This is a genomic window from Hymenobacter coalescens (genome assembly GCF_054783195.1).
Window position 1 is genome coordinate 180,452 of record NZ_BAAGRA010000011.1, and the last position, 19,784, is coordinate 200,235.

At 66.6% G+C, this 19,784-nt stretch carries 15 protein-coding genes, 1 pseudogene and 1 riboswitch; of the genes and pseudogenes, 6 read left to right on the forward strand and 10 right to left on the reverse strand.

The genetic code is table 11. The features are described from left to right. Positions 1 to 30: 30 nt before the first annotated feature. Together ACYVKQ_RS08545 and ACYVKQ_RS08550 are read left to right on the forward strand one after the other, a co-directional pair. Positions 31 to 321 (forward strand): annotated as a pseudogene (locus ACYVKQ_RS08545) (GxxExxY protein); the annotation flags it as partial. A 118-nt stretch (positions 322 to 439) separates the two neighbouring features. Next, entirely contained in the window at positions 440 to 1,162 is a 723-nt protein-coding gene (locus ACYVKQ_RS08550; protein ID WP_460577606.1) for an EcsC family protein, read from the forward strand. A gap of 37 nt (positions 1,163 to 1,199) precedes the next feature. Here the strand turns inward: ACYVKQ_RS08550 and ACYVKQ_RS08555 are convergent, their stop codons facing one another. After that, positions 1,200 to 2,732 carry an alpha/beta hydrolase family protein gene (locus tag ACYVKQ_RS08555; RefSeq protein WP_460577608.1) on the reverse strand — a complete coding sequence of 511 codons (1,533 nt, stop codon included), beginning with the start codon at positions 2,730 to 2,732 and terminating at the stop codon, positions 1,200 to 1,202. A 113-nt stretch (positions 2,733 to 2,845) separates the two neighbouring features. Beyond that, positions 2,846 to 3,862, reverse strand: coding sequence for a fasciclin domain-containing protein (locus ACYVKQ_RS08560; protein WP_460577610.1), 1,017 nt, complete (start codon positions 3,860 to 3,862; stop codon positions 2,846 to 2,848). A gap of 227 nt (positions 3,863 to 4,089) precedes the next feature. On the opposite strand from ACYVKQ_RS08560, the gene ACYVKQ_RS08565 reads away from it, so the two are divergent. After that, positions 4,090 to 4,980: a hypothetical protein gene (locus ACYVKQ_RS08565; protein ID WP_460577612.1), complete on the forward strand. Its 891-nt coding sequence runs from the start codon at positions 4,090 to 4,092 to the stop codon at positions 4,978 to 4,980. Between the two features lie 122 nt (positions 4,981 to 5,102). Here the strand turns inward: ACYVKQ_RS08565 and ACYVKQ_RS08570 are convergent, their stop codons facing one another. Next, on the reverse strand, positions 5,103 to 5,282 hold the full coding sequence (locus tag ACYVKQ_RS08570) for a hypothetical protein (protein WP_460577615.1): 180 nt from the start codon (positions 5,280 to 5,282) through the stop codon (positions 5,103 to 5,105). Positions 5,283 to 5,444: 162 nt separating this feature from the next. Then, positions 5,445 to 5,537: riboswitch (SAM riboswitch) on the forward strand. Positions 5,538 to 5,860: 323 nt separating this feature from the next. Here ACYVKQ_RS08570 and ACYVKQ_RS08575 point away from each other — a divergent pair. The 3 genes from ACYVKQ_RS08575 (at position 5,861) to ACYVKQ_RS08585 (ending at position 10,951) form a co-directional block, all read left to right on the forward strand. Beyond that, positions 5,861 to 7,345, forward strand: coding sequence for an amino acid permease (locus ACYVKQ_RS08575; RefSeq protein WP_460577617.1), 1,485 nt, complete (start codon positions 5,861 to 5,863; stop codon positions 7,343 to 7,345). 236 nt (positions 7,346 to 7,581) lie between these two features. After that, the gene (locus ACYVKQ_RS08580; RefSeq protein WP_460577619.1) at positions 7,582 to 8,310 is read left to right on the forward strand and encodes a lysostaphin resistance A-like protein; all 729 of its coding nucleotides are present in this window, start codon (positions 7,582 to 7,584) and stop codon (positions 8,308 to 8,310) included. A gap of 103 nt (positions 8,311 to 8,413) precedes the next feature. Then, entirely contained in the window at positions 8,414 to 10,951 is a 2,538-nt protein-coding gene (locus ACYVKQ_RS08585) for a TonB-dependent receptor plug domain-containing protein (RefSeq protein WP_460577621.1), read from the forward strand. Positions 10,952 to 11,034: 83 nt separating this feature from the next. Here ACYVKQ_RS08585 and ACYVKQ_RS08590 read toward each other — a convergent pair whose 3' ends face one another. The 7 genes from ACYVKQ_RS08590 to pseG all read right to left on the reverse strand — a co-directional run bounded on the left by ACYVKQ_RS08590 (position 11,035) and on the right by pseG (position 19,779). Beyond that, on the reverse strand, positions 11,035 to 12,504 hold the full coding sequence (locus ACYVKQ_RS08590) for a lipopolysaccharide biosynthesis protein (protein ID WP_460577623.1): 1,470 nt from the start codon (positions 12,502 to 12,504) through the stop codon (positions 11,035 to 11,037). Between the two features lie 88 nt (positions 12,505 to 12,592). Next, a complete protein-coding gene (locus tag ACYVKQ_RS08595) occupies positions 12,593 to 14,032 on the reverse strand; it encodes a polysaccharide deacetylase family protein (RefSeq protein WP_460577625.1) in 1,440 nt (479 codons plus the stop codon). 10 nt (positions 14,033 to 14,042) lie between these two features. Beyond that, positions 14,043 to 15,359 carry a glycosyltransferase family protein gene (locus ACYVKQ_RS08600; RefSeq protein WP_460577627.1) on the reverse strand — a complete coding sequence of 439 codons (1,317 nt, stop codon included), beginning with the start codon at positions 15,357 to 15,359 and terminating at the stop codon, positions 14,043 to 14,045. Between the two features lie 43 nt (positions 15,360 to 15,402). After that, entirely contained in the window at positions 15,403 to 16,113 is a 711-nt protein-coding gene (locus ACYVKQ_RS08605; RefSeq protein ID WP_460577629.1) for a PIG-L deacetylase family protein, read from the reverse strand. Further along, a complete protein-coding gene (locus ACYVKQ_RS08610; RefSeq protein ID WP_460577633.1) occupies positions 16,103 to 17,041 on the reverse strand; it encodes an acyltransferase in 939 nt (312 codons plus the stop codon). The genes ACYVKQ_RS08605 and ACYVKQ_RS08610 overlap by 11 nt, the downstream gene beginning before the upstream one ends. Positions 17,042 to 17,180: 139 nt before the next feature. After that, complete coding sequence (gene pseI / locus ACYVKQ_RS08615) at positions 17,181 to 18,230, reverse strand: pseudaminic acid synthase (RefSeq protein ID WP_460577637.1); 1,050 nt, start codon at positions 18,228 to 18,230, stop codon at positions 17,181 to 17,183. A 10-nt stretch (positions 18,231 to 18,240) separates the two neighbouring features. After that, positions 18,241 to 19,779, reverse strand: a complete 1,539-nt coding sequence (pseG, locus tag ACYVKQ_RS08620; RefSeq protein ID WP_460577641.1) for a UDP-2,4-diacetamido-2,4,6-trideoxy-beta-L-altropyranose hydrolase — start codon at positions 19,777 to 19,779, stop codon at positions 18,241 to 18,243. Positions 19,780 to 19,784: the final 5 nt, after the last annotated feature.

Below are 19,784 nucleotides of genomic sequence, written 5' to 3' on the forward strand. Positions count from 1 at the left end.
AGCCCGCAGAGGTTTGCGCAGAGGAAGCTGATGCACGAGAATGATATATCCTATTTGATTCGGAAGGCAGCGTTTAATATTCACTCGGCGCTGGGGCCGAGGCTACTTGGATCTGTGTACGAGACGCTGTTGTGCCACGAGCTACGCAAAGCGGGGCTGCGGGTGCAGACGCAGGTGGTGCTGCCGGTCGTATACGACGGGCTGAAGCTGGAAAATGGCTTCCGCATCGACCTGCTGGAGGAAGACAACGTCGTGGTGGAGCTCAAATCGGTGGAGACGTTGCTGGAAGTGCATCACATGCAGCTGTTGACTTACCTCAAACTCTCGGGGCACCGGTTGGAACTACTCATCAACTTCAACGTCCAGTCAGTAAAGCCGGTATCTTCCGTAAAGCAAACGGCCTTTAGAAGGCCTCCGCGCCCTCTGCGGGCTAAAAAGCATGAACGAACTACAAGAGCTTCACGCCTGGCAGCAAAAGATGCAGCAGGCGCCCGGTCCTCTGGACCGCCTCACGCGCGGCATGCAGGTGCGCCTGAACGCGCTGCTGCCCGAAAAGCTGCACCAGGCCATTACCGCCACCATCAAGCAAATGGTGCGCGGCGTCTTGTTTGGCTCCCAGCACCTTACGCGCCGGCCGCTGCTTGAGGGCACCCTGGCCGAGCGGGAGGAAGTGGTGCGCCAGCGCATCCGCCGCTACCGGCACGTGGCCGTGGTAGAAGGCGCCGCCACCGGAGCGGCCGGCTTTTTCGTCGGGCTGACGGATTTTCCCCTGCTGCTCGGCATCAAGCTCAAACTGCTCTTCGACGTGGCGGCTCTCTACGGCCACGACGTGCACGACTACACCGAGCGCCTGTACCTGCTGCACGTGTTTCAGCTGGCCTTCAGCAGCCAGCACACCCGCAACGCGACTTACCAGCGCCTGGCGCACTGGGAGGAGTACCGCCGCACGCTGCCGCCTGATGCGGCCGACTTCGACTGGCGTACCTTTCAGCAGGAGTACCGCGACTACATCGACCTGGCGAAACTGGCCCAGCTGATACCGTTTATCGGGGCCGCCGTCGGGGCGGTAGCCAACTACCGCCTGCTGGAACAGCTCGGCGAAACGGCCATGAACTGCTACCGCCTGCGCTACTTCGGGGCCAAAACGGCCGCGGAAGGGTAGACCCGGCGCACCAGCCGGCGCTAGCGGCCAGGCGGGCTTACCCTTTCACCTGCTGCCGAATCCACTCGAGGATGAGCAGCTGCACCTGCGGCGACACGATGGCTTTCTGCTCGCCGTTGAGCAGGGGCCACTCCAGCGGCGGCGCCTGAAACGTGTGGTTGAGGCCGTCGAGGCGGCGCACCTGGGCGCGGCGGTTGTCCTTCAGGGCTTTTTCCAAGGCGCTCAGGTTGCTCACCGGCAGGTGCTGGTCCTCGGTGCCGTGGAGCAGGAGCACGGCCGAGCGGAGCTGGCCCAGCTCCAAGGTTGGCACGTAGGAGAGGAAGGCGCGGTACCACGGCGCGGTCAGCTCGGCGGCCTGCGCCTGGGCCGCGGCGGGGTCGAGGCCGGGTTGCTGCTGGCGCAGCATGTTGGCCACGATGGCCTGGGCTTGACCGTTATCGGCGTTGTGGCGCACGATTTCCATCATCGGCCGCTGGCGCTTGTAGCGCGCGTCGAGCTGCTTTTTATCGGCGGCGCGCTGCCGCATTTGCTGCTGCCCGACGTAGGTTTCAATTTGGGCGGAGTTGGCGCCTTTGGCACGTAATTCGCCGATTTTCTGGGCGGTTTGCTGTTGCTGGCGCAGCTGGCGGCGGCCCAGGGCTTCCTGGGCCGTATCGGCTTCGCCGGCCTTCAGAAAGCCGATTACCGGGCGCTGGGCCAGCACCTCGTAGCCCGGCGCGCCGGCGGCGGCCAGCGTCACCACGAAGGCGGGCGGCAGGGGCAGGGTAGCGACCTGCAGGGCCACGTTGCCGCCGGTGCCATGCCCGAGCAGCCCGAGCTGGGCAATATCGATCAGCGGGCGGCTGCGCAGAAAGTTCAGGGCCACTTGCGCGTCCTTCACCAAGTCGTTGGGCGTGGCCGTGCGCCAGTCGCCGCCCGACTGCCCTACGCCGCGGTCGTCGAGACGGAACACGGCCACGCCGTGGCGGGTGAGGTAGTCGGCCATGGCGCCGAAGAGCTTGTACTCGCCCTGGGTGGCGTCGCGGTCGTGCGGGCCGAGGTCGGAGAGGAGCACCACGGCCGGAAAGGGGCCTTCGCCGGGCGGCACGGTGAGCGTGCCGCTCAAGCGGGTGTTGTCGTGGGCGCTGGTGAAGGTTACTTCCTCCACGCGGTAGGGCGGGGGAAACCGAAAGTTCTTGGGTTGGGGCGGCAGCGGGGTAAATTGCAGCGTCAGGGCGGTTTGAAAGCCCTGCTGACGCCACTGGCCCAGCAACTGCTTCCCGTCGGCGGAGCGCAGGCAGCGGTAGCTGCAGCCGAGCTCCTGCGAGTCGAAGATGATGGTGTCGCCCTTGAGGTCGACGGTCAGCAAGGCGCGATTGATGCGCTGGGCGGGCACGTTGAGCACGGCGAAGCGCGTGCCCGAAGCCAGTTCCGTAACGGTGATGCTGAGCGGCAGGCTGCCGCCGGGCACGGTGAGCGGGCCCTTCCACTCGCCTTCGAGCGAGGCCGGGGCAACGGGAGGCGCCTGGGCAAATGCCAGCAAAGGGAGCAACGTCAGCCAGCACAGGCAGCCGGCAAGCAGCTTATTCATCAGATAAAGGTAACGGCCCCGCGGAAGGCCCCGGCAGTCGCCTGGCCGAACGGGCTTCTGCGGCGGCCGAAACGCCCAGGGCGCTGGGCGAACGGGCCAACGCGGTGGAGCAATCAGGGGAGCAGCACCCGGTCGATGACGTGCACGATGCCGTTGGTGCAGAGCACGTCGGGGATGACCATGGTGGCTACGGGCGAAGCGGCGCCGCTGCCTTTCACCGTTAGGGTGCCATCGACGAAAGGGCCGAAGGTGAGGGGCGTACCGCCGGCCGAGGCCGTGCTGGACGTGTTGTCGGGTAGCTCGGGGGTGAACTTGGCCGTGGAACCCGCCGGGTGGCCGATGACGTGCTGCAGGAGTACGGCCCGCACCGTGGCCTCGGGCAGCTTGCGCACGTCGGCGGGCACGTAGCCCGCGGGCGAAGCCGGCGCCACGTTCAGCGCGGTCAGCAACTGCCGGAACGCCTGGTCGTTGGGCGCAAAAACCGTGAACGGGCCTGGGCTCGACAGCGTGCCTTCCAGGCGCGTGTACAGCACGGCTTCCACCAGGAAAGTAAGTTCGGGCTGCACGAACACCTGGCGGTTGTTCAGGGCCAGCGCCGACTGCACGATGTCGGCCCCGGTAGCCAGCAGCACCTTGTCGATGGCGTGCACCGTGCCGTTAGAGGCTTTGATGTTGGTAACCAGAATACGGGCGCCGTTGACGTACTGCGCGCCGTTGCGGGCGATGATGCGGCGCACCGGTCCCAGCGCCGAGGGGGACTGGTAGCCCGGCTGCAGGGCCGCACCCGGCACGGTGCCGCCCGTGACGTGGTAGTAGAGGGTGCTGGTCAGAAAGTCGCGGTTCAGCACCAGCAGGTCCTCGGCGCTGCGCAGGCCCAGGCGCGCAAACCCGTCGTTGTTGGGCGCGAAAACGGTGTAATTGCCCTGCGGGTCGTTGGGGTTGCGGTTGGACAGCAAGCCCACCACGCCGCCGCGCAGGGCCGCGTCTTCCAGCACGCTGAAATCCTTATTGGCTACGGCCACGCCGGCAATGGACGGATTCGACTCGGTGTTCTTGCTGCAGCCGGGCAGCAACAGGGAAGCACTCAATAAGCCCAAAATGGGAAACCAGCGGCGTAGGGGTCGGGACATAGAAGCAGCAGAAAGGGAGAAACACGGCCAGAGGCCGACGGAGCTGGCGTAGAAACGCAATGGACTGGGAGAGTGGATTTAGGTGTTCGGAAAAATTTTCTCCCAAAATGGAAATCCGAAGGTACAATTGCCCCCGTAGCTAGCGGCCCAAACTTGGCTATACCGGGCTGGTTCTATCCCAACGCCCGAAGCTGCTGGCTAAATCTTCACTTCTTTCTCTCCGCCATATGCGACACGCTTACCTTCCTGCTGTACTTACCGGAGTCACCGTGCTGGCCGCGGCCATCGGCGTATCGGGCCAGAGCCTGGTGAGCGGCTTTATGGCCGGCAAGCACCACGGCTCGGTGGTGTTTACGGGCACGGCCGAGCGGTACCGCAACGTGTACCTGGTCCCGGACAAGGTAGACGCAGTGCCGATTTTCCGGGAAGTGCGCGTGTCGTCGGTGAGCGTGTACGCCAACTACGGCCTGACCGATAAAATCGAGGCGGTACTGAGCCTGCCCTACATCAAGTCGACGGGGCGGGCGGCGCGGGCCGTGCTCCAGGACGAGGGCTACACCAATACCCGCAGCGGGCTGCAGGACGTGTCGGTGCTGCTGAAGTTCAAGTCGTATTCGGCGCCGGTGGGCAGCAGCCAGCTGGATCTGCTCGGGGTGGTGGGCGTGAGCACCCCGGCCAGCAATTACCGCAACGACCCGGGCCTGGCCTACATCATTGCCATCGGCAACCGCGCCACCAAGTACACCACCCTGGGCATTGCGCACCTGCGTACGCCCTCGGGCGTGTTCGTGACCGGGCAGGCCGGCTACAGCCTGCGCACCACCCGGGTGCCCAACGCCTTCCTGGCCGACGCCAAGGTGGGCTACGCGGGCCTGAACGTGTACGCCGAAGCCTGGGCCTCGGTGCAGGAATCGGGCAGCAACGGCACCGACATTGTCCAGCCCGGCTTCGACGGGGACTTCACCGCCACCCGCGTGGATTACACCCGCATCGGCCTGAGCCTGTACAAGCCCGTGACCAAGGGCTTCGGCGTGGTGCTGGGCGCGAGCCGGTACGTATCGGGCCGTAACCTGGGGCAGTCCACCGCGGTGTCGGCGGGCGTGTCGTACAACTACTAATTGGTAACCGGCGCGGCCGCCTGGCCGGCCCGAAACGGCGGGCATCACGTGCCTTCGACAAACACCAGCGTAACCGGGTTGCCGGACCCAGAAAAGGTTCTTTAGGGCCGGTAGCCTTCCCGTTACGGCTGCCGAAGGGCTGCCTGGCGGCCTGCCCCGGACGCCCTGAGGCCTTTGCCGGAAGAGCCGGTGCTGAAATGCCCGCTGCTGCGGGAAACGATCAGCGTGCCTTTGCCCGGCAGTTCCAGCACCCGCATCACAACCACGTTCGGCCCGGCGGTGTGGCTCGGAACGACGGACACGCCATGCAGGGCTAGCAGGCAGAGTCAGGAGAAATACAGTTTTGGCATGCCGGCAAGCTGGTGGCAGCGCCCGCCCAAACGCTACCCGGTATTGCGGAGTTTGCAAGTTCCGGCTGCCCGGCCCTACCTTTGCGGCATCAATTCTTTACTCCTGAAGGATTGTTTTTATAGAGAGGCGCGGAGAGACAGGCTCTGCGAAGCGCCGGCAACCATCGGGAAAGTCCTGAACGGTGCCAATTCCTGACCATATAAAAACAAGTTGCTGTGGGCTTCCCCGACTACTTTACCGCTTTGTACACGCGCCGCACGGCGCAGCCCTGCGCCGTTGCCGCGGCGGAGCTGCCCGGGTGTTGTTGCTGTTGAAGCATCCCTGAGGCCGTGGGTTCGCGCTGCTGAACTACCACGGCTTTCCTCGCCACCCCTGCGGTGGCCGGCCGCTACTTAGGCGGCCCTCATCCTCCCCCCGTTTACCTTTTTGCCCTGCCGGCCGGTCCGGTGGCGCCCGCCGTGTGCGGCGGCGTCACGGTGGGGCAGGGCGCCACCGTTGCGCGGGCCGTGGCCCGGGCTATTTCCGCTTTATGCTCAAAAAATCATTGGAACTGCTGCGGCTCGAAGCCGCGGAGACCGGCTCGCACACGCTCAAGCGTAGCCTGGGGCCGCTCAACCTGATTGCCATCGGCGTCGGGGTTATCATCGGGGCGGGGCTGTTCTCGCTCACCGGCATCGCCGCCGCCGAACACACCGGCCCGGCCGTGACGCTCTCGTTTATCGTGGCGGCCATCGGCTGCGCGTTTTCGGCCTTGTGCTACGCCGAGTTTGCGTCCATGGTGCCGGTGGCCGGCTCGGCCTACACGTACTCCTACGCCACCATGGGCGAGCTGTTTGCTTGGATTATCGGCTGGGACCTGGTGCTCGAATACTCGGTGGGCGCCGCCACCGTGGCCATCAGCTGGTCGCAGTACCTGGTGAAGTTCCTCGGCATCTTCGGGCTGCACCTGCCGCCCCAGTTGGTCATGTCGCCCTGGGAAACGGCCACGCTGGCCGACGGCAGCGTGGTGGGCGGCTGGCTGAACCTGCCGGCCATCATCGTGGTGCTGGCCATTACGTCCATCATCATCCGCGGCACGCAGGGCTCGGCCTGGTTCAACGCCGTGGTGGTGGCCCTGAAAGTATCGGTGGTGCTGGTGTTCATCGCCCTGGGCTGGCAGTACATCAACCCGGCCAACTACCAGCCGTACATCCCGGCCAACACGGGCACCTTCGGCGAGTACGGCTGGAGCGGCATCTTGCGCGGGGCGGGCGTGGTGTTCTTCGTCTTCATCGGCTTCGATATCGTGGCCACCATGGCCCAGGAAGCCAAGAACCCGCAGCGCAACATGCCCATCGGCATCATCGGCTCGCTGCTGGTGTGCACGGTGCTGTTCGTGGTGTTCGGCTACGTGATGACGGGCCTGGCGCACTACTCCGAGTTCAAGAACAGCGCCGCGCCGGTGGCCGTGGCCATCGAGCACACGCCTTACAAGGGCTGGCTGCTGACGGCCATCATCGGGGCCATCCTAATCGGCTACACCTCCGTTATTCTGGTGGATTTGCTGGGCCAGAGCCGCGTGTTCTTCTCCATGTCGCGCGACGGGCTGCTGCCGCGGGTGTTCTCGCAGATTCACCCGCGCTTCCAGACGCCGCACAAGTCCAACCTGCTGCTGGGCGTGTTCATCAGCTTGTTTGCCGGGCTGGTGCCCATCAAGGTGGTGGGCGAGATGTGCAGCATCGGCACGCTGCTGGCCTTCGTGATGGTGTGCATCGGGGTGTTGATCATGCGCAAGCGGGAGCCAAATGCGCCGCGCGCCTTCCGCACGCCGTGGGTGCCGCTGGTGCCCATCCTGGGCGTGGTCACCTGCCTGGTGATGATGCTCAGCCTGCCCGGCGACACCTGGCTCCGCCTGTTCGTGTGGCTGGCCATCGGGCTGGTTATCTACTATTTCTACGGCAAAAAGCACAGCAAGCTGGGCCAGGGCCTAGTGGTGAACCCGACGGTGGAAGCGCCGGGCAATCAGGTCGCCTAGCTTACGCTGCACTCATAACCGCCGAAGCCGCTGGTACGCCACCAGCGGCTTCGTGCGTTCAGGCTTGGCGGTTTGCTTTACTTTGCCCCGATACGCAATGCCTTATGGAACAACTTTATTCCGATTCAGCAGCATCAGCCGGCGAAAAAAGCGTCGTAGCCAGGGTCGTATATCCCACTTACAAAGAGAGTTGGGCGGTATTGGGTTGGTTCCTGCTCCTGCTAGCCCTGTTGGGGGTGGTGTTCTTTGCCGTGGCCAACCTGGTGGGCACCAGTCACCGGCATACCATGCTGGTAACCCTGCTGGCCACCGACTCGGCCAAGGCGCTGATCATCGTGTTTCTGATGTGGTACGCGGGCAAGTCGCGCGTGCTGCCGCTGCGCCTGCTGGCGCCGCGTGAGCAGCCGGGGGTATATGCGGCCATGCTGGGCATAGCCGGTGCCCAACTAATCCTGCGAAGCCAGGTGCACCACCTGGGCCTGCCGTCGTGGCAATTGGAGTCGGTGATGCAGAAGCTGGCCGCGTTTCCGGTGGCGGCGGGGTTCACCATCTGCGTGGCCGCGCCGGTGCTGGAAGAGCTGTTGTTTCGGGGAGTAATGCTGCCGGGACTGGAAAGAAACTACGGTTCGGGCAAGGCCATTCTGCAGTCCAGCCTGCTGTTCGGCCTGTTTCACCTGAACCCCGCGCAGGCCGTCAGCGCCTTTCTGCTGGGGCTGCTGGCGGGTTGGGTGTACGTGCGCACCCGCTCGCTGGCCGCCTGCATCTGGCTGCATTTTCTCAACAACGCCGTGGCCTTCGGGGCGGGGTTTCTGCCGGCCCTGCGGCACTACGATTCGGTGAGCGACATGCTGCCGACTGGGTGGTCCGGCGCCGGGGTGTTGGGGCTCACGCTGGGCTTGCTGCTGCTGGGCATGTTCGCCATTGGGCGCCTGACGCGGCGCCCGGCCGGCGGCGGGTTGCGCTGAGGGCGTGACGGACCGGCCACCAAGCCAAAAAAGCCCCGCCCGCCTTGCACGCGATGCTCCAGCCGCGCAACTTACGCGGCTTTTCTGCCTTATCCCTTCTGCTATGCCTGATTGGTTTCGCTTGGCCCGCCTGGGGGCCCTGTTATCCTTGCCGCCCCTGCTGGGCGCCGCTTACGCCGGAGCGGCTGACGACCCCGTGGTGGCCCGTATTCTGACCCGCCTGGCGGAGTATTACGCCGGGGAGAACCCCGAGAAAGTGTACCTGCACTTCGACAAGCCCTACTACGCCACCGGCGAAACCGTGTGGTTTCGGGCCTACGTGGTGGAGGCCGGCCAGCACCGGCCCGACACGCTGAGCCGGGTACTGTACGCCGACCTGCTGGCGCCCAACGGCCGCGTGCTCACCCAACGCACCTTGCGCCTGCGCCGGGCGGGGGCCGCGGCCGAGTTTGCGCTCGGCGATTCGCTGGCGGCGGGCGTATACACCGTGCGCGCCTACACTTCCTGGATGCGCAATGCGGCGCCGGAGCTGCTCTTCACCCGCCGGCTGCCCGTGTACCGGCTCGCCGTGGGGAGCAGCGCCCGTCCGGCCGAGCCGGTGGCGGCCGGCAAAAGCCGCCTGGTCACGGCGGCGCCCGCCGCGGCCCGTCCCGACGTGCAGTTTTTTCCCGAAGGCGGCAACCTGGTAGCCGGGCTCGACAACACCGTGGCCTTCAAGGCCACCGACGCGGCGGGCCTGGGTTTGGCCGTCAGCGGTACCGTGCTCAACGCGCAAAACCAGGAGGTAGTGGCTTTTGAAGCCCGGCACCGGGGCATGGGGCATTTTCCGCTGCGGCCCGAGCCGGGCCAGACCTACCGCGCCCGCGTGAAGCTGCCCGGCGGCGGCACGGCGGAGTTTCCGCTCCCGGCCGCGCAGGCCACGGGCTACACCCTGGCGGTGCGCACCATCGCCGACAACCTCATGCTGGTGGTGCAGCGCCGCGACCAGCCCACCGGCCCGGCGGCGGCCCCCGTGACGGTAGTGGCGCACGTGCGGGGGCAGGTGGCCTTTGTCGGACAGGCCCAGGTGGCCAACGGCGCGGCCTTTTCGGCCCGCATTCCGCGCAACCGTTTCCCGGCCGGAGTGGCCCACTTCACCTTGTTCGACGGGGCCGGTGTGCCGCAGGCTGAGCGACTGGTGTTCGTGCCGCCCACCGGCACGCCGCGCCTGACGCTCACGCCCGACAAGGCCAGCTACGGCCCCAAGGAGCGGGTGCAGGTAAGCGTGGAAGTGCGCGACGCGGCCGGCCAGCCCGTCGCGGCCGACCTCTCGGTGGCGGCTACCCAGACGCCCGAGGTGCCCGGGACAGCAGCCTTCGGCGAAAACATCCTCACCAACTTGCTGCTGACTTCCGACTTGCGCGGCTTCGTGGAAGACCCGGCCTGGTACTTCCGCGACGGGCAGCCCGAAGCCCTGCTGGCCGTGGACTACCTCATGCTGACCCAGGGCTGGCGGCGCTTTGTGTGGCGCGAGCTGCTGGAGCAGCAGCCGGCCGCGGCGCGGCTATACCCGCTGGAGCAGGGCCTGAGCATCGGCGGGCAAGTGCTGCGACCCGCCGGCCGCAAGCCCGCCGACCAAGTACAGGTGACCCTGTTTACCAAGCGGCCCAAGCAAGAGATTCTGCAGGGCACCACCAACGCCGACGGCCGGTTTCTCTTCACCGGCTTTCAGTGGGCCGACACGGCACAGGTCCTGATTCAGGCCCGCCAGGGCAAGAACAGCAACCTGCTCATTCGCCTGCTGCCGCCCTGGCCCGAAGCGGTGGCCAGGCCGCCCTTCGCGCTGCCCGGCGGCCCCGATGCTGCCGCGCCCTTGCAGGCCTACGCCGAGCGCAGCCGCCGCCAGCAGCAGACCGAGCGGCAGTTTCGGCTCGATACCACCCAAAACATCCTGCTCGGCAACGTGACGGTGCAGGGCCGACGCGTACCGGAAGAGGCGCGGGACGGCCGTTTCCGCCTCTACTCCTCGGCCAACGCCGCCGTGGTCCGGGCTGCCGACGTGGTGGGGGGCGCTAGCTTTTCGAGCCCGCTGCAGCTGCTGCAGGGCCGCGTGCCGGGCGTGCAGATCAGCGGCACCGGCATGGACATGGAAGCCCAGATCCGCGGCGGCACCTCCATCAGCGGCTCCAACGCCCCGCTGTACCTGCTCGACGGCGTGCCTGTGGACGCGGCCGCCATCAATTCCATCCCGGTGGCCGACGTGGAATCCATCGAGGTGCTGAAGGGGGCCGGGGCAGCCATCTACGGCAGCCAGGGTGCCAACGGGGCCATTGCCGTGTACACCAAGCGCGGCAACCCCAGCTACGACTATTCCAAGGAGCCCGCGCCCGGTTCGGTGGCGTTGCGCCGGCCGGGCTACTACCGCGCCCGGGAGTTCTACGCCCCGCGCTACGACAACGCCAAGCAGCCCGCGCGCCCCGACCCGCGTCGCACCACCCTGTACTGGAACCCCACGGTGCGCACCGACGCCAACGGCCGCGCCCAGCTCACCTTCTTTACCTCGGAGGAAGCCGGGCCGTTTCGGCTGCTGGCCGAAGGCCTGACCGCCACCGGCCAGCCGGGGCTGGGCAGCGCCGAGCTGAAGGTGACGGCCGGAAGATAAAGCCGCGCTTCGGTTAAGGTGCACGAGAAAGCCCGCCGCAACGGTCGTTGTGGCGGGCTTGTTGGCGCAGTGGCCGCCGGCGCTTAGCGGCGGGTTATGTTGCGCAGCAAGGCATTGCCTTCAGGCACGGCGCGGGTGAATAGCAGCCCGGCGGCGTACACCACCGTCAGCGCGGCGGAGCGCAGCAGCATGGTAACCAGCAACGAATGCACGGGCGGTACCAGCCAGCCGGCCAGCGCGGCGGCGGCGGCTACGGCCAGGATGAGCCCGATGCGGTAATCGAAGGGCTGCAGGCGGTAGGCGTGCCACACAAACCAGGTGCGGGCCACGTTGATGCTCGTGAGGGCCAGCAGGGCGGCCCAGGCGGCACCCACCATGCCCAGGGGCGGGATGAGCAGCAGGTTCAGCAGCACCGTGCCCAGGGCCAGCGCCACGTTGAAGACCAGGTCGAAGCGGTAGCGCGGAGACGTCACCACGATCAAGCCGTTGACGCCGGTGATGCCGTCGAGCAGGCGCCCGACGAGCAGAATCCACACGATGGCGGTGCCGGCGGCGTACTCGGGCTTCATCAGCGAGTAGATGAAGTCCAGGTTCAGGCCGATGCCTAGGGCCAGGTAGCAGCCCAGCACCGTGTTCAGCCGCGTGGTGCGGCGGTAGAAATCGGCCATGCGCGGCATATCCTGCTCCTTCCAGTAGTCGGCCAGCAGCGGAAAGGCAATCTTGTAGAGCGAGCGGAACGGAATGGTCAGCGCCGTGCTGATAAAAAACGCCGTGGTGTACACGCCGGCCGCTTTCAGGCTGACCTTCGAGCCGACCATGAGCGCGTCGATGGAGCTGATGACGGTGCCGGAGATGTTCGAGAGCAGGGCAAACGCGCCGAAGTGCAGCAGCTCGCGCACCGGCCGCACCCGCAGGGCCGCGCGCGTGGGGCGCAGGTGCAGCTCGCCGATGTAGGCCAGGTAGCCGGTGAGCAGCACGGTGATGCTGCTGTTGACCAGGATGTAGCCGAGCACGAACTGGTGAAACGAGAGGTAACCCAGGCCGAAGAGCAGCGTGACGCCCGCAATGAGCACGCGCAGGAGCACTTCCTGCAAAAACGAGGAAAACGCGGTGTGATACAGGCCCTTCAGGTAGGCATCCTGCAGGGAGTAAAGCAGGATGAAAAGGGCCAGCAGGGCGCCCCAGCCGTAGTACGGCCCCAGCAGGGCCGCGTCGTGCTCGTAGGCCCGCAGAATCAGGGGCTGGCCCAGCCAGTAGGCAGCCGTCACCACGGCAAAGCCAAGCAGGGGCAGGCCCAGCAGCAGCGGCAGGAAGCCTTGGTGGCCGGCTTCGCGGTTGCGGAAATACGGGAAAAAGCGGATGCCCACGCTGGCAAACCCGAAGGCTGACAGCTGCGCGTAAATCGTGGCCAGGCTCAGCAGCACCCGCGTCAGGCCCACCTGGTCGGCCGCCAGGAAGCGCGGCATCAGCAGGGCCGTGTTGACGAAGCCCAGCCCCAGCCCGAAGTAGGAAATAACGGTGTTGCGCAGCCCCTGGCGCCGAACGATGCCCAAGCGGATTTGGTGAGGTGGTGAGGTGGTGAGGTGGTGAGGTGGTGACTTAGTGACCTAGTGAGTTGTCGAACACCAACTCACTAAGTCACTAAGTCACCATTTCACAGATCTGCCGGCCCGTCAGAAACGCCGTGCCGCGGCCGCGAAGGTACTCCATGATGCGGTGGAACTCCCGCGGGCCGTTCGCGGTGTTGGCCGCATCGAAATTCTCGTTGTGCCAAAGCATGGTGAACACGCCGCCGAACCGCTCGATTTCCCGCAGCATTGGCTCGATGGCGGGCAGGATTTCGTCGGGGGCCAGTTGCAGGTAGTGCGGGTGGTGCAGGGTGGCGTCCATCAGGTTCAGCGGAATTTCGAGGAAGCGGCAGGCTTGGTCGGGGTGTGGCTCTTCGGGCCCGCTGCCGGGCTCGAGTTGCCCGGGTAAGCTGTAGCGCTTCGACGAGACGATGCGTTGCTGCGCCAGGTCGTAGGGATAAAACGGCAGGCAGTAGCTGTGGCGAAAGCCAAAGTGCTCCGCGAAGCCCAGCGTCGAGTCGTGGGTGAAGCTGTGCATGCTCACCAGCGTGGGCGTCAGGCGCGGCTCCCAGCTCAGGTAGTGAAAGCGCAGCCCCTCAACCGGCACCGGAATCCGCTGCCAGTCCCGCTTCAGGTGGCCGCCGTGCCGAGCCGTGCCCAGACTCCCGTGCAGGCCTACTTCCGCATCACCAATGGCCGCCGCAATGCGGGGCCAGACAGCCCGGAACCGATAATCCGCGTTGGGCGTGCCGCCCAGGCCGGGACGGTGATTCGGCAGCAGGAAGAAGGTGCTGACGGCGCCGTGGCTGGCTACCGCAGCCCGCACCTGGGCCAGGTTGTCCCAGGCGTCGGGCCGCGTGAGGTGGTGCCAGAGGTGCTTACCGAAGCCGAGCCAGTTACGCTGCTGCAAAGCGGCTTTGGCCGGCGCCTTCCAGGCGCTCTGCAGGTTGTCGATGTCGTGGGTAACGAAGGTGGCAAAGGGCGCCCCGGCCGCCCATTGGCGTGGCCGCAGCGGCCGGCTAGTTACGTGCTCCACGGCCGTGCGCAGCACGTCGAAGTAGTAATTGACCACGGGCACCGTCACGAAGCCGTAGCGGTGCTGTACGCTGGCGGTGAACGGAAAACGCCCGTGCTGGTCGCGCTCCTCCGAGTAGTACTCCTGCCAGCCGCTGAGCAGAAAAAACGCGGCGGCCAGCACGTCGGCGTGAATGTCGGCCCGGCCCGGCGAAAGAGTCAGCAGCGGCCCGGCGGGGTTGGGGTCGAAAAAGAACGGCAGGCGGCGGCCCCGCCACTCCCGGAGCGAAGGCTCCGGCGGGTAGGGGGCCGTCTGCTCGAAAAACCGGTCGGCACCAGCGGCTACGGCAATGGCGGGCTGCGCGTCGGCGTAGCCGATGGCGGGCAGATCCGCCACCTCGTAGGCCAGCCGGAAATGCTTCAGCACGTAAGCCAGCCGGGCCTCTACCGAAACCGGCGAAGCCTGCAGCGGGGGCAGGGAGTAAGTCAGAGCAGCCATCCGCGGCAATTTAAGCGCCGGCGCCCGCCGACAGCCACGCGTCCAGCTCGCGCAGGGCCAGCTGCTGGCTGTGGCCTTCGTCGGGCGTGCCGAGGGTGGCGCAGTAGTAGGCGGCGCGCTGGTAGTGGTCGGCGGGCTTGTGGGCCACGTAGCCACGCAGCAGCTGGCCCAGCTCGTCCAGCGTGAAGGCGCGGTTCACTAGGCCGTGGGCGGCGTAGCCATAGTAGTCGTCGGCCACGCCGTGCGGACCGAAGCGGTAGTACAGGCTCACCAGGTTCAGCAGGGTGGCCTCCAGGTGAGTGGAGGTGTCGGCCGCAATCAGCGCGTCGTGGCGCTGCAGAAACTCGAACACCGACTCCTGCCGGGCATCGGAAAAAGCCAGCTGCGGGAACCGCGCGCGCAGCTCCTCGAAGCGGCGCGGGTCGCTGGGGTGGGCGCGGAAGGTGAACTGCAGATCGGGAAAGCTCGTCAGCAGGTATTCCACGGCGGCTCCGATGCCGGCCGTATCGTCGAGGGTGTTGGTGGCCAGGGCCACGCGCTGCACCCGGGGCTGCTCGTTGCGCTGGCGCACGAAGGCGTCGGCCTTGGGCATGCCCACCAGCCGCGTCTGGCCGCGCACGGGGCCGCAGCGCCGGTACTTGTCCAGCGCATCCTGGCCTTCAAGCAAGCTCAGGTCGAAGCCCAGGGGCGGGAAGTTGGTGCTGACGCTGGCGTGCTGCACGTAGGCCGTAGGCACGCCTTCCGCGCGGCAGGCCAGCAGCAGGGCGCGGGCGTCATCGTTGTGGTCGTTGGCGAAGACGACGGCCCGCGGCCGGTAGTGGCGCAGGGCCCGGCGGTACACCTCGTAGTAGCCGACAGCGTTGAAAATCAAGTCGAAAAAGCGCCAGGCCCGGCGGCCTTCGGTCTGCACAAGCCCGATGAATACCAGCGGCAGCTGCCAGTAGTAGAGCAGCTTGCGCCGCAAGGAGAGGCGGTTGACCTGCTGGTTGTAGCGCCCGATCTGCTTGGCCTGGCCCGCCAGCAACACCGCGTCGGGGCGGTGCTCCCGGATGAAGCGCAGGGAGTCGTAGTTGTTCTGGCTCACCACGTACAGCCACACCGCCCCGCGCAGCTGCTCGGGGTTGCGGATGGGCTTGAACACGTTGCCCACCAGCCGCAGGGCCGCGTAGCCGAGCACTTTGGCCAGGCGCTTGATCGGGTTGCCGGGTGAAATCTGCTCCAGCAGCGCCTTCGGAAACGCCTCGAAGTGGTCGGTAAAGCGCACGTACAGCAGGTCGCGCACGCGGGCGGCGCGGGTGCTGGGAAGGGGGGCAGCGTGGTCGGCCAATGAAGTCGTAGCTAAGTTCTAAGCTCTCGATTCTCCGCGCTGCTCAACCGATGTGGCGCACCAGCATAAAGGCCTCGGCGAAGGGCTGGCCAATGACCACGCCCCAGCGCTGGGCCTGGATGCGCAGGGCCTCCGGGGAGCGGGGGTGGGGGTAGGCGCGCTTTTCGAACTCGTAGGCTTCCATGCCCGCAATTTTGGCCTGCACGTCCTCCTCCGTTACGGCCAGAAACACGTTCGGCAAAAACGGATTTGGGTAGTTGGCCGCCTGCCACTCGGTGCTCGAGGGCGTTTCGCAGGCCAGAATGGTGCGCATCGGCTCGCCCGGCAGCGGGCGCGTGCCCGTCACCACCGCTTCGAAGGTGCGGCGGTGGTCGATGTTGGTATCACCACCGTGGTGGGTGAAGATGACGTCGGGCTGAAACTGCTCCTTTTCCTGCTCGAACACCTTCACCAAGTCCAGCAGATCCACCGAATCGAAGCGGTTGTCGGCAAAGTCGTAGATGCCGGTGGAGCTGTAGCCAATGGCTGCGGCGGCCCGCTCGATGTTGCTGCGGTGTACGCGCAGTTCCTCGGCCCACTGGGCCGGGTCGCGTACCGTGGCGCGGGAGGTGATGCCCTCGCCCAGGATGACGGCACGGGCCGTGCAGCCGTGGCGGTGCACCAAGCGGTGAATGGTGGCGCCCAGGCCAAGCAGCTCGTCGTCGGGGTGGGCTACCACGACCAGGATTTTCTTGCCTTCAAAATCAAACGGCATCGGGCGAAACGGCTAGCAGGCGACGGTATTCCTCGGGCAGCACCGAGGAGAAGGGGCGGCCGGTGTAAAACTTGATGCCCCGGCGGCGCAGGAAGTCGCGGAAATCCTCCTCGACTTCGCCGAACGTGCCGGCGGCCTGCATCGTGGTGAGGTCGAACACGACCTCGTTGCAGTGGATACGCTGACTTTCTGCGTCGAAGCGCAGCGCCACGGCCAGCTGCTTGTAGGCGGCCAGCTCCTCGTAATCGGCCAGCACGCGCGCGACCAGCTGGTCGTTGCGCTGCGGATCGTGGCTGGGGTACACGTTTTCGCGCAGAATCTTCACCGGGATTCCGCCGGCCAGGCAGCCATCCGGCAAATCCTTGTTGATAAGCGAGTTGGTGCCAATGACCACGTTGTTGCCGATGCGCCGGTTGGGCAGCACCGTCGACTTGGCCGGCAGCCACACCCGGTTGCCGATGCTCACCGGCCCGAAATCGGCCGGGAAGCCTTCCAGGATGGGCAGGTAAGAGCCATGCGTCCACACGGCCACGTCCTCGCCGATGCCCACGTACTCGCCGATGTCGATGCGGTGGTTGACGTTCAGCGTGATGCGGGCGCAGATCATGGAGTAGCCGCCCACGGTCAGGTGCGCGTCGGGGCTGAACTTGCCACCGTGCCCCACCACCACGTTCGAGTCCCAGTACACGTAGCGGCCGACCTGCACGGTGCGGGCCGTCACGTTGTTCTGGTTGCCGAAGACGGTCAGCTCGCCGATTTCCAGCCGCTGGCTCACCAGAAACGCGTTGCCCGCGCCCAGCGTCACGTTGTCGCCGATGAGGCACTCCCCGGCCCGGATGGTGGTGTTTGGCCCGATGCGGAAGTTCTCCCCGATGCTGATGCGGTCGGCAATGATGTAGCTGCCGTTCTCGAATTTGCGGATTTCCATGATCCGTAAAACTAAAGGATGCCATCGGTATGCTACCGATGCCCGGATGAAGTGAAGCAAGCAGCACCTGACACAAAATGAGCTGACACAAATTCTTTTTGTGTCAAGCTGGTTTGTGTCAAGCGCTACCTGGGCGGCGCTACAGCAGGTCCCAGCGCAGGGCCGTGCCGCGGCGCACGGCCTGACGCACCGGGCGGCCCAGCACCTGCTCCAGCAGGTGCGGCGGCAGCCCGTGCCCCGGCCGGATGACGCGCACGTTCTCACGCGTGAGCACCTCGCCCTCGGCCACATCCTCCACCACGTAGAGAGAGCGGCGGAACGCCAGGGACTTCAGCTCCGCCTCGGTGGGGCCGTACTGCACCGTGCCCAGGGCCTGCTGGGCCTGCCGGCACTCCTGCACGAGGCGGGCCATTTCGTCGGGCTCCATCGAAAACGACGAGTCCGGGCCGCCGTCGGCGCGGCGCAGGGTCAGGTGCTTCTCGATGACAGCCGCGCCGAGCACCGTGGCCGCCACGGCCACGCCGGTGCCCATGGTGTGGTCGGAAAGGCCCACGTGGCAGCCCAGCATCTGGCGCAGGTGCGGAATGGTGGCCAGATTGGTGTTGTGGGGCAGGGCCGGATAGGTGCTGGTGCACTTGAGCAGAATCACCTGCTCGTTGCCCTCGGCGCGCACGGCCTGCACCATGCGTTCCAGGTCGGCCAGGTCGGCCATGCCGGTGCTGATGATGACGGGCTTGCCGGTGCGGGCCGCGTGGCAAATCAGCTCGGGCCAGTTGTTTTCGAAGGAGGCAATCTTGTAGGCCGGGCAGCCCACCGATTCCAGGAAGTCGATGGCCTCGGGGCCGAAGGGCGAGCTGAAGGCCACCATGCCGTGCTCCTGGGCCCGGGCAAAAATGGCCGCGTGCCACTCGAAGGGCGTGTAGTTGGTGGTGTACAGCTCGTAAAGCGACTGGCCCTCCCAGTCCATATTGGCCCCGCGTACGATGAAGTCCGGTTCGCGGCTGTTCAGGGTGAGCATGTCCGGGGTGCTGGTCTGAATCTTCAGGCCCTGGCAGCCCGCGGCGGCCGCGGCATCCACGATTTCCAGCGCCTTTTCCAGCGACTGGCCGTGGTTGCCCGACATTTCAGCGATGATGAACGGCGCGTGGCCCGCGCCGATGCGGTAGTCGCCGATGAGTATATCCTGCATAAAAGCGAAGTCAATCGGCCAACTCGAACGGGGTAGCCGCCCGCAAAAATACGTCGTAGGACTGACCGTGCAGCCACTCCGCCGGCTGCCGCTGAAAACCCAGCCGCTCAAACACCCGGGCCGAGGCCACGTTGTGCGCCTTTACCCGGCCCACCACAGCCCAGGAGCCGGTCCGCTCGTGGCGCAGTTGGGTAAGGGCCTGCTCCAGTATCGCGGCCCCCAGGCCGCGCCCGCGCCAGGCCGGCGCCACGGCGTAGTCAATGACGCCGGGGGCTTCGGGCTGCTTGGGCTCGAACTCCACGCGTACCTGCCCCACGGGCGTGCCGTCCTGCTCCAGCACGTAGAGGTAGGCGCCGGTATCCGCCAGGCGGCGACCAAACCAGCCCACGTGCGTTTCCCAACTGATGGGCTCCGTCTGCACCGCATTCTGGCGCACGAGCGGGTCGTTGGCCCAATCGAAGTACAGCCGGGCGTCGTCGTCGGTGGCCCGGCGCACGGTGAGGCCGCCGCTGGGACGGGGCGCGGCAGACACGGCTGATTTGGGCGCCGCTGAGGCCATGCCCAAATCAGCAAAGGCCTGGCGTAGGCGCTCGGCCGTGTGGCCATCGAAGTGCTGGCGCTGGGCCTGGCGCAGGCGCTCGGCCACGCGGCCGGCCTCGGGCGACGTCAGCACGTTGGTGGCCGAGTGGTAGGGCAGGGCCAGGCCCTGCTCGCGCAGGAAGTGGTCGATGCCGCGCTGGTTGTCGGCCAGGGGCTGCGTGAACAGCAGGCCACCGCCAGCCGCGCAATACTCGTAGCTGACGGTGCTGGGGGCGCATACGGCGGCGCCGCACTGCTGCATCAGTGCTACCAGGTCGGCCGCGGCGAGGTTGCGGTGCAGCAGCAGGCGCGGCTGGTCGCCGGCCCAGTGCTGCAGGGCTTCCCAGCCGGCGTAAGCGCTGCCCACCACGGCGTGCACCTGCCGCACCGGGGCCAGGGCCAGCAGCGCCTCGGCTACGCGCTGGGTTTGCTGCGACGGGTCGGCGCCGCCCAGGCAGATGAGCACGGTATCGGTGGGGGCGGCCGGGCGGCCGCTGGCTTCGGCGGCCGCTGCGATGAATGCCGGGCGCAGCGGGGCGTAGGCCGGGCCACTCAGCAGCCGGGCGCCGGGCTGGCGCAGCTCGTAGTCGGCCGCCGCTACGCCGCCGGCAGGGTTGATGACCAGGTCGGCCGCCGAGGGGAAGCTGTGCAGGTCGTCGAGGCACACCAGGCGGGCTACGTGCGGGCGTACTTCCTCCTGATAGTTGTACTCGAAGCCGTAGCCGTCAAGAATCAGAATATCATTAGGTTGTAATACATGCTGCGCCAGCCAGGCCGGTTCGCCTGCAGCCGGTTGCGGCGTCATTTCCACGACCTCATCTACGCCGGTAGCCAGGGTGTGGCGCAGCTCTGGGGAGGGCTCCTGGATGACAAATACCCGGCGGAAATCCGGCCCCAGCAGGTCGGCCAGCGCCAGCAGGCGCATCACATGGCCCAGCCCGATACGCGGGTTGCCATCGGCGCGGAGCACAAGGC

Excerpts from the sequence above, each read along its gene's own strand:
- ACYVKQ_RS08575 (WP_460577617.1), top strand. The coding sequence starts at position 5,861 with ATGCTCAAAAAATCATTGGAACTGCTGCGGCTCGAAGCCGCGGAGACC.
- ACYVKQ_RS08565 (WP_460577612.1), top strand. The coding sequence starts at position 4,090 with ATGCGACACGCTTACCTTCCTGCTGTACTTACCGGAGTCACCGTGCTG.
- ACYVKQ_RS08560 (WP_460577610.1), bottom strand. The coding sequence starts at position 3,862 with ATGTCCCGACCCCTACGCCGCTGGTTTCCCATTTTGGGCTTATTGAGT.
- ACYVKQ_RS08595 (WP_460577625.1), bottom strand. The coding sequence starts at position 14,032 with ATGGCTGCTCTGACTTACTCCCTGCCCCCGCTGCAGGCTTCGCCGGTT.
- ACYVKQ_RS08555 (WP_460577608.1), bottom strand. The coding sequence starts at position 2,732 with ATGAATAAGCTGCTTGCCGGCTGCCTGTGCTGGCTGACGTTGCTCCCT.
- ACYVKQ_RS08605 (WP_460577629.1), bottom strand. The coding sequence starts at position 16,113 with ATGCCGTTTGATTTTGAAGGCAAGAAAATCCTGGTCGTGGTAGCCCAC.
- ACYVKQ_RS08585 (WP_460577621.1), top strand. The coding sequence starts at position 8,414 with ATGCCTGATTGGTTTCGCTTGGCCCGCCTGGGGGCCCTGTTATCCTTG.
- ACYVKQ_RS08610 (WP_460577633.1), bottom strand. The coding sequence starts at position 17,041 with ATGGAAATCCGCAAATTCGAGAACGGCAGCTACATCATTGCCGACCGC.
- ACYVKQ_RS08550 (WP_460577606.1), top strand. The coding sequence starts at position 440 with ATGAACGAACTACAAGAGCTTCACGCCTGGCAGCAAAAGATGCAGCAG.
- pseI (WP_460577637.1), bottom strand. The coding sequence starts at position 18,230 with ATGCAGGATATACTCATCGGCGACTACCGCATCGGCGCGGGCCACGCG.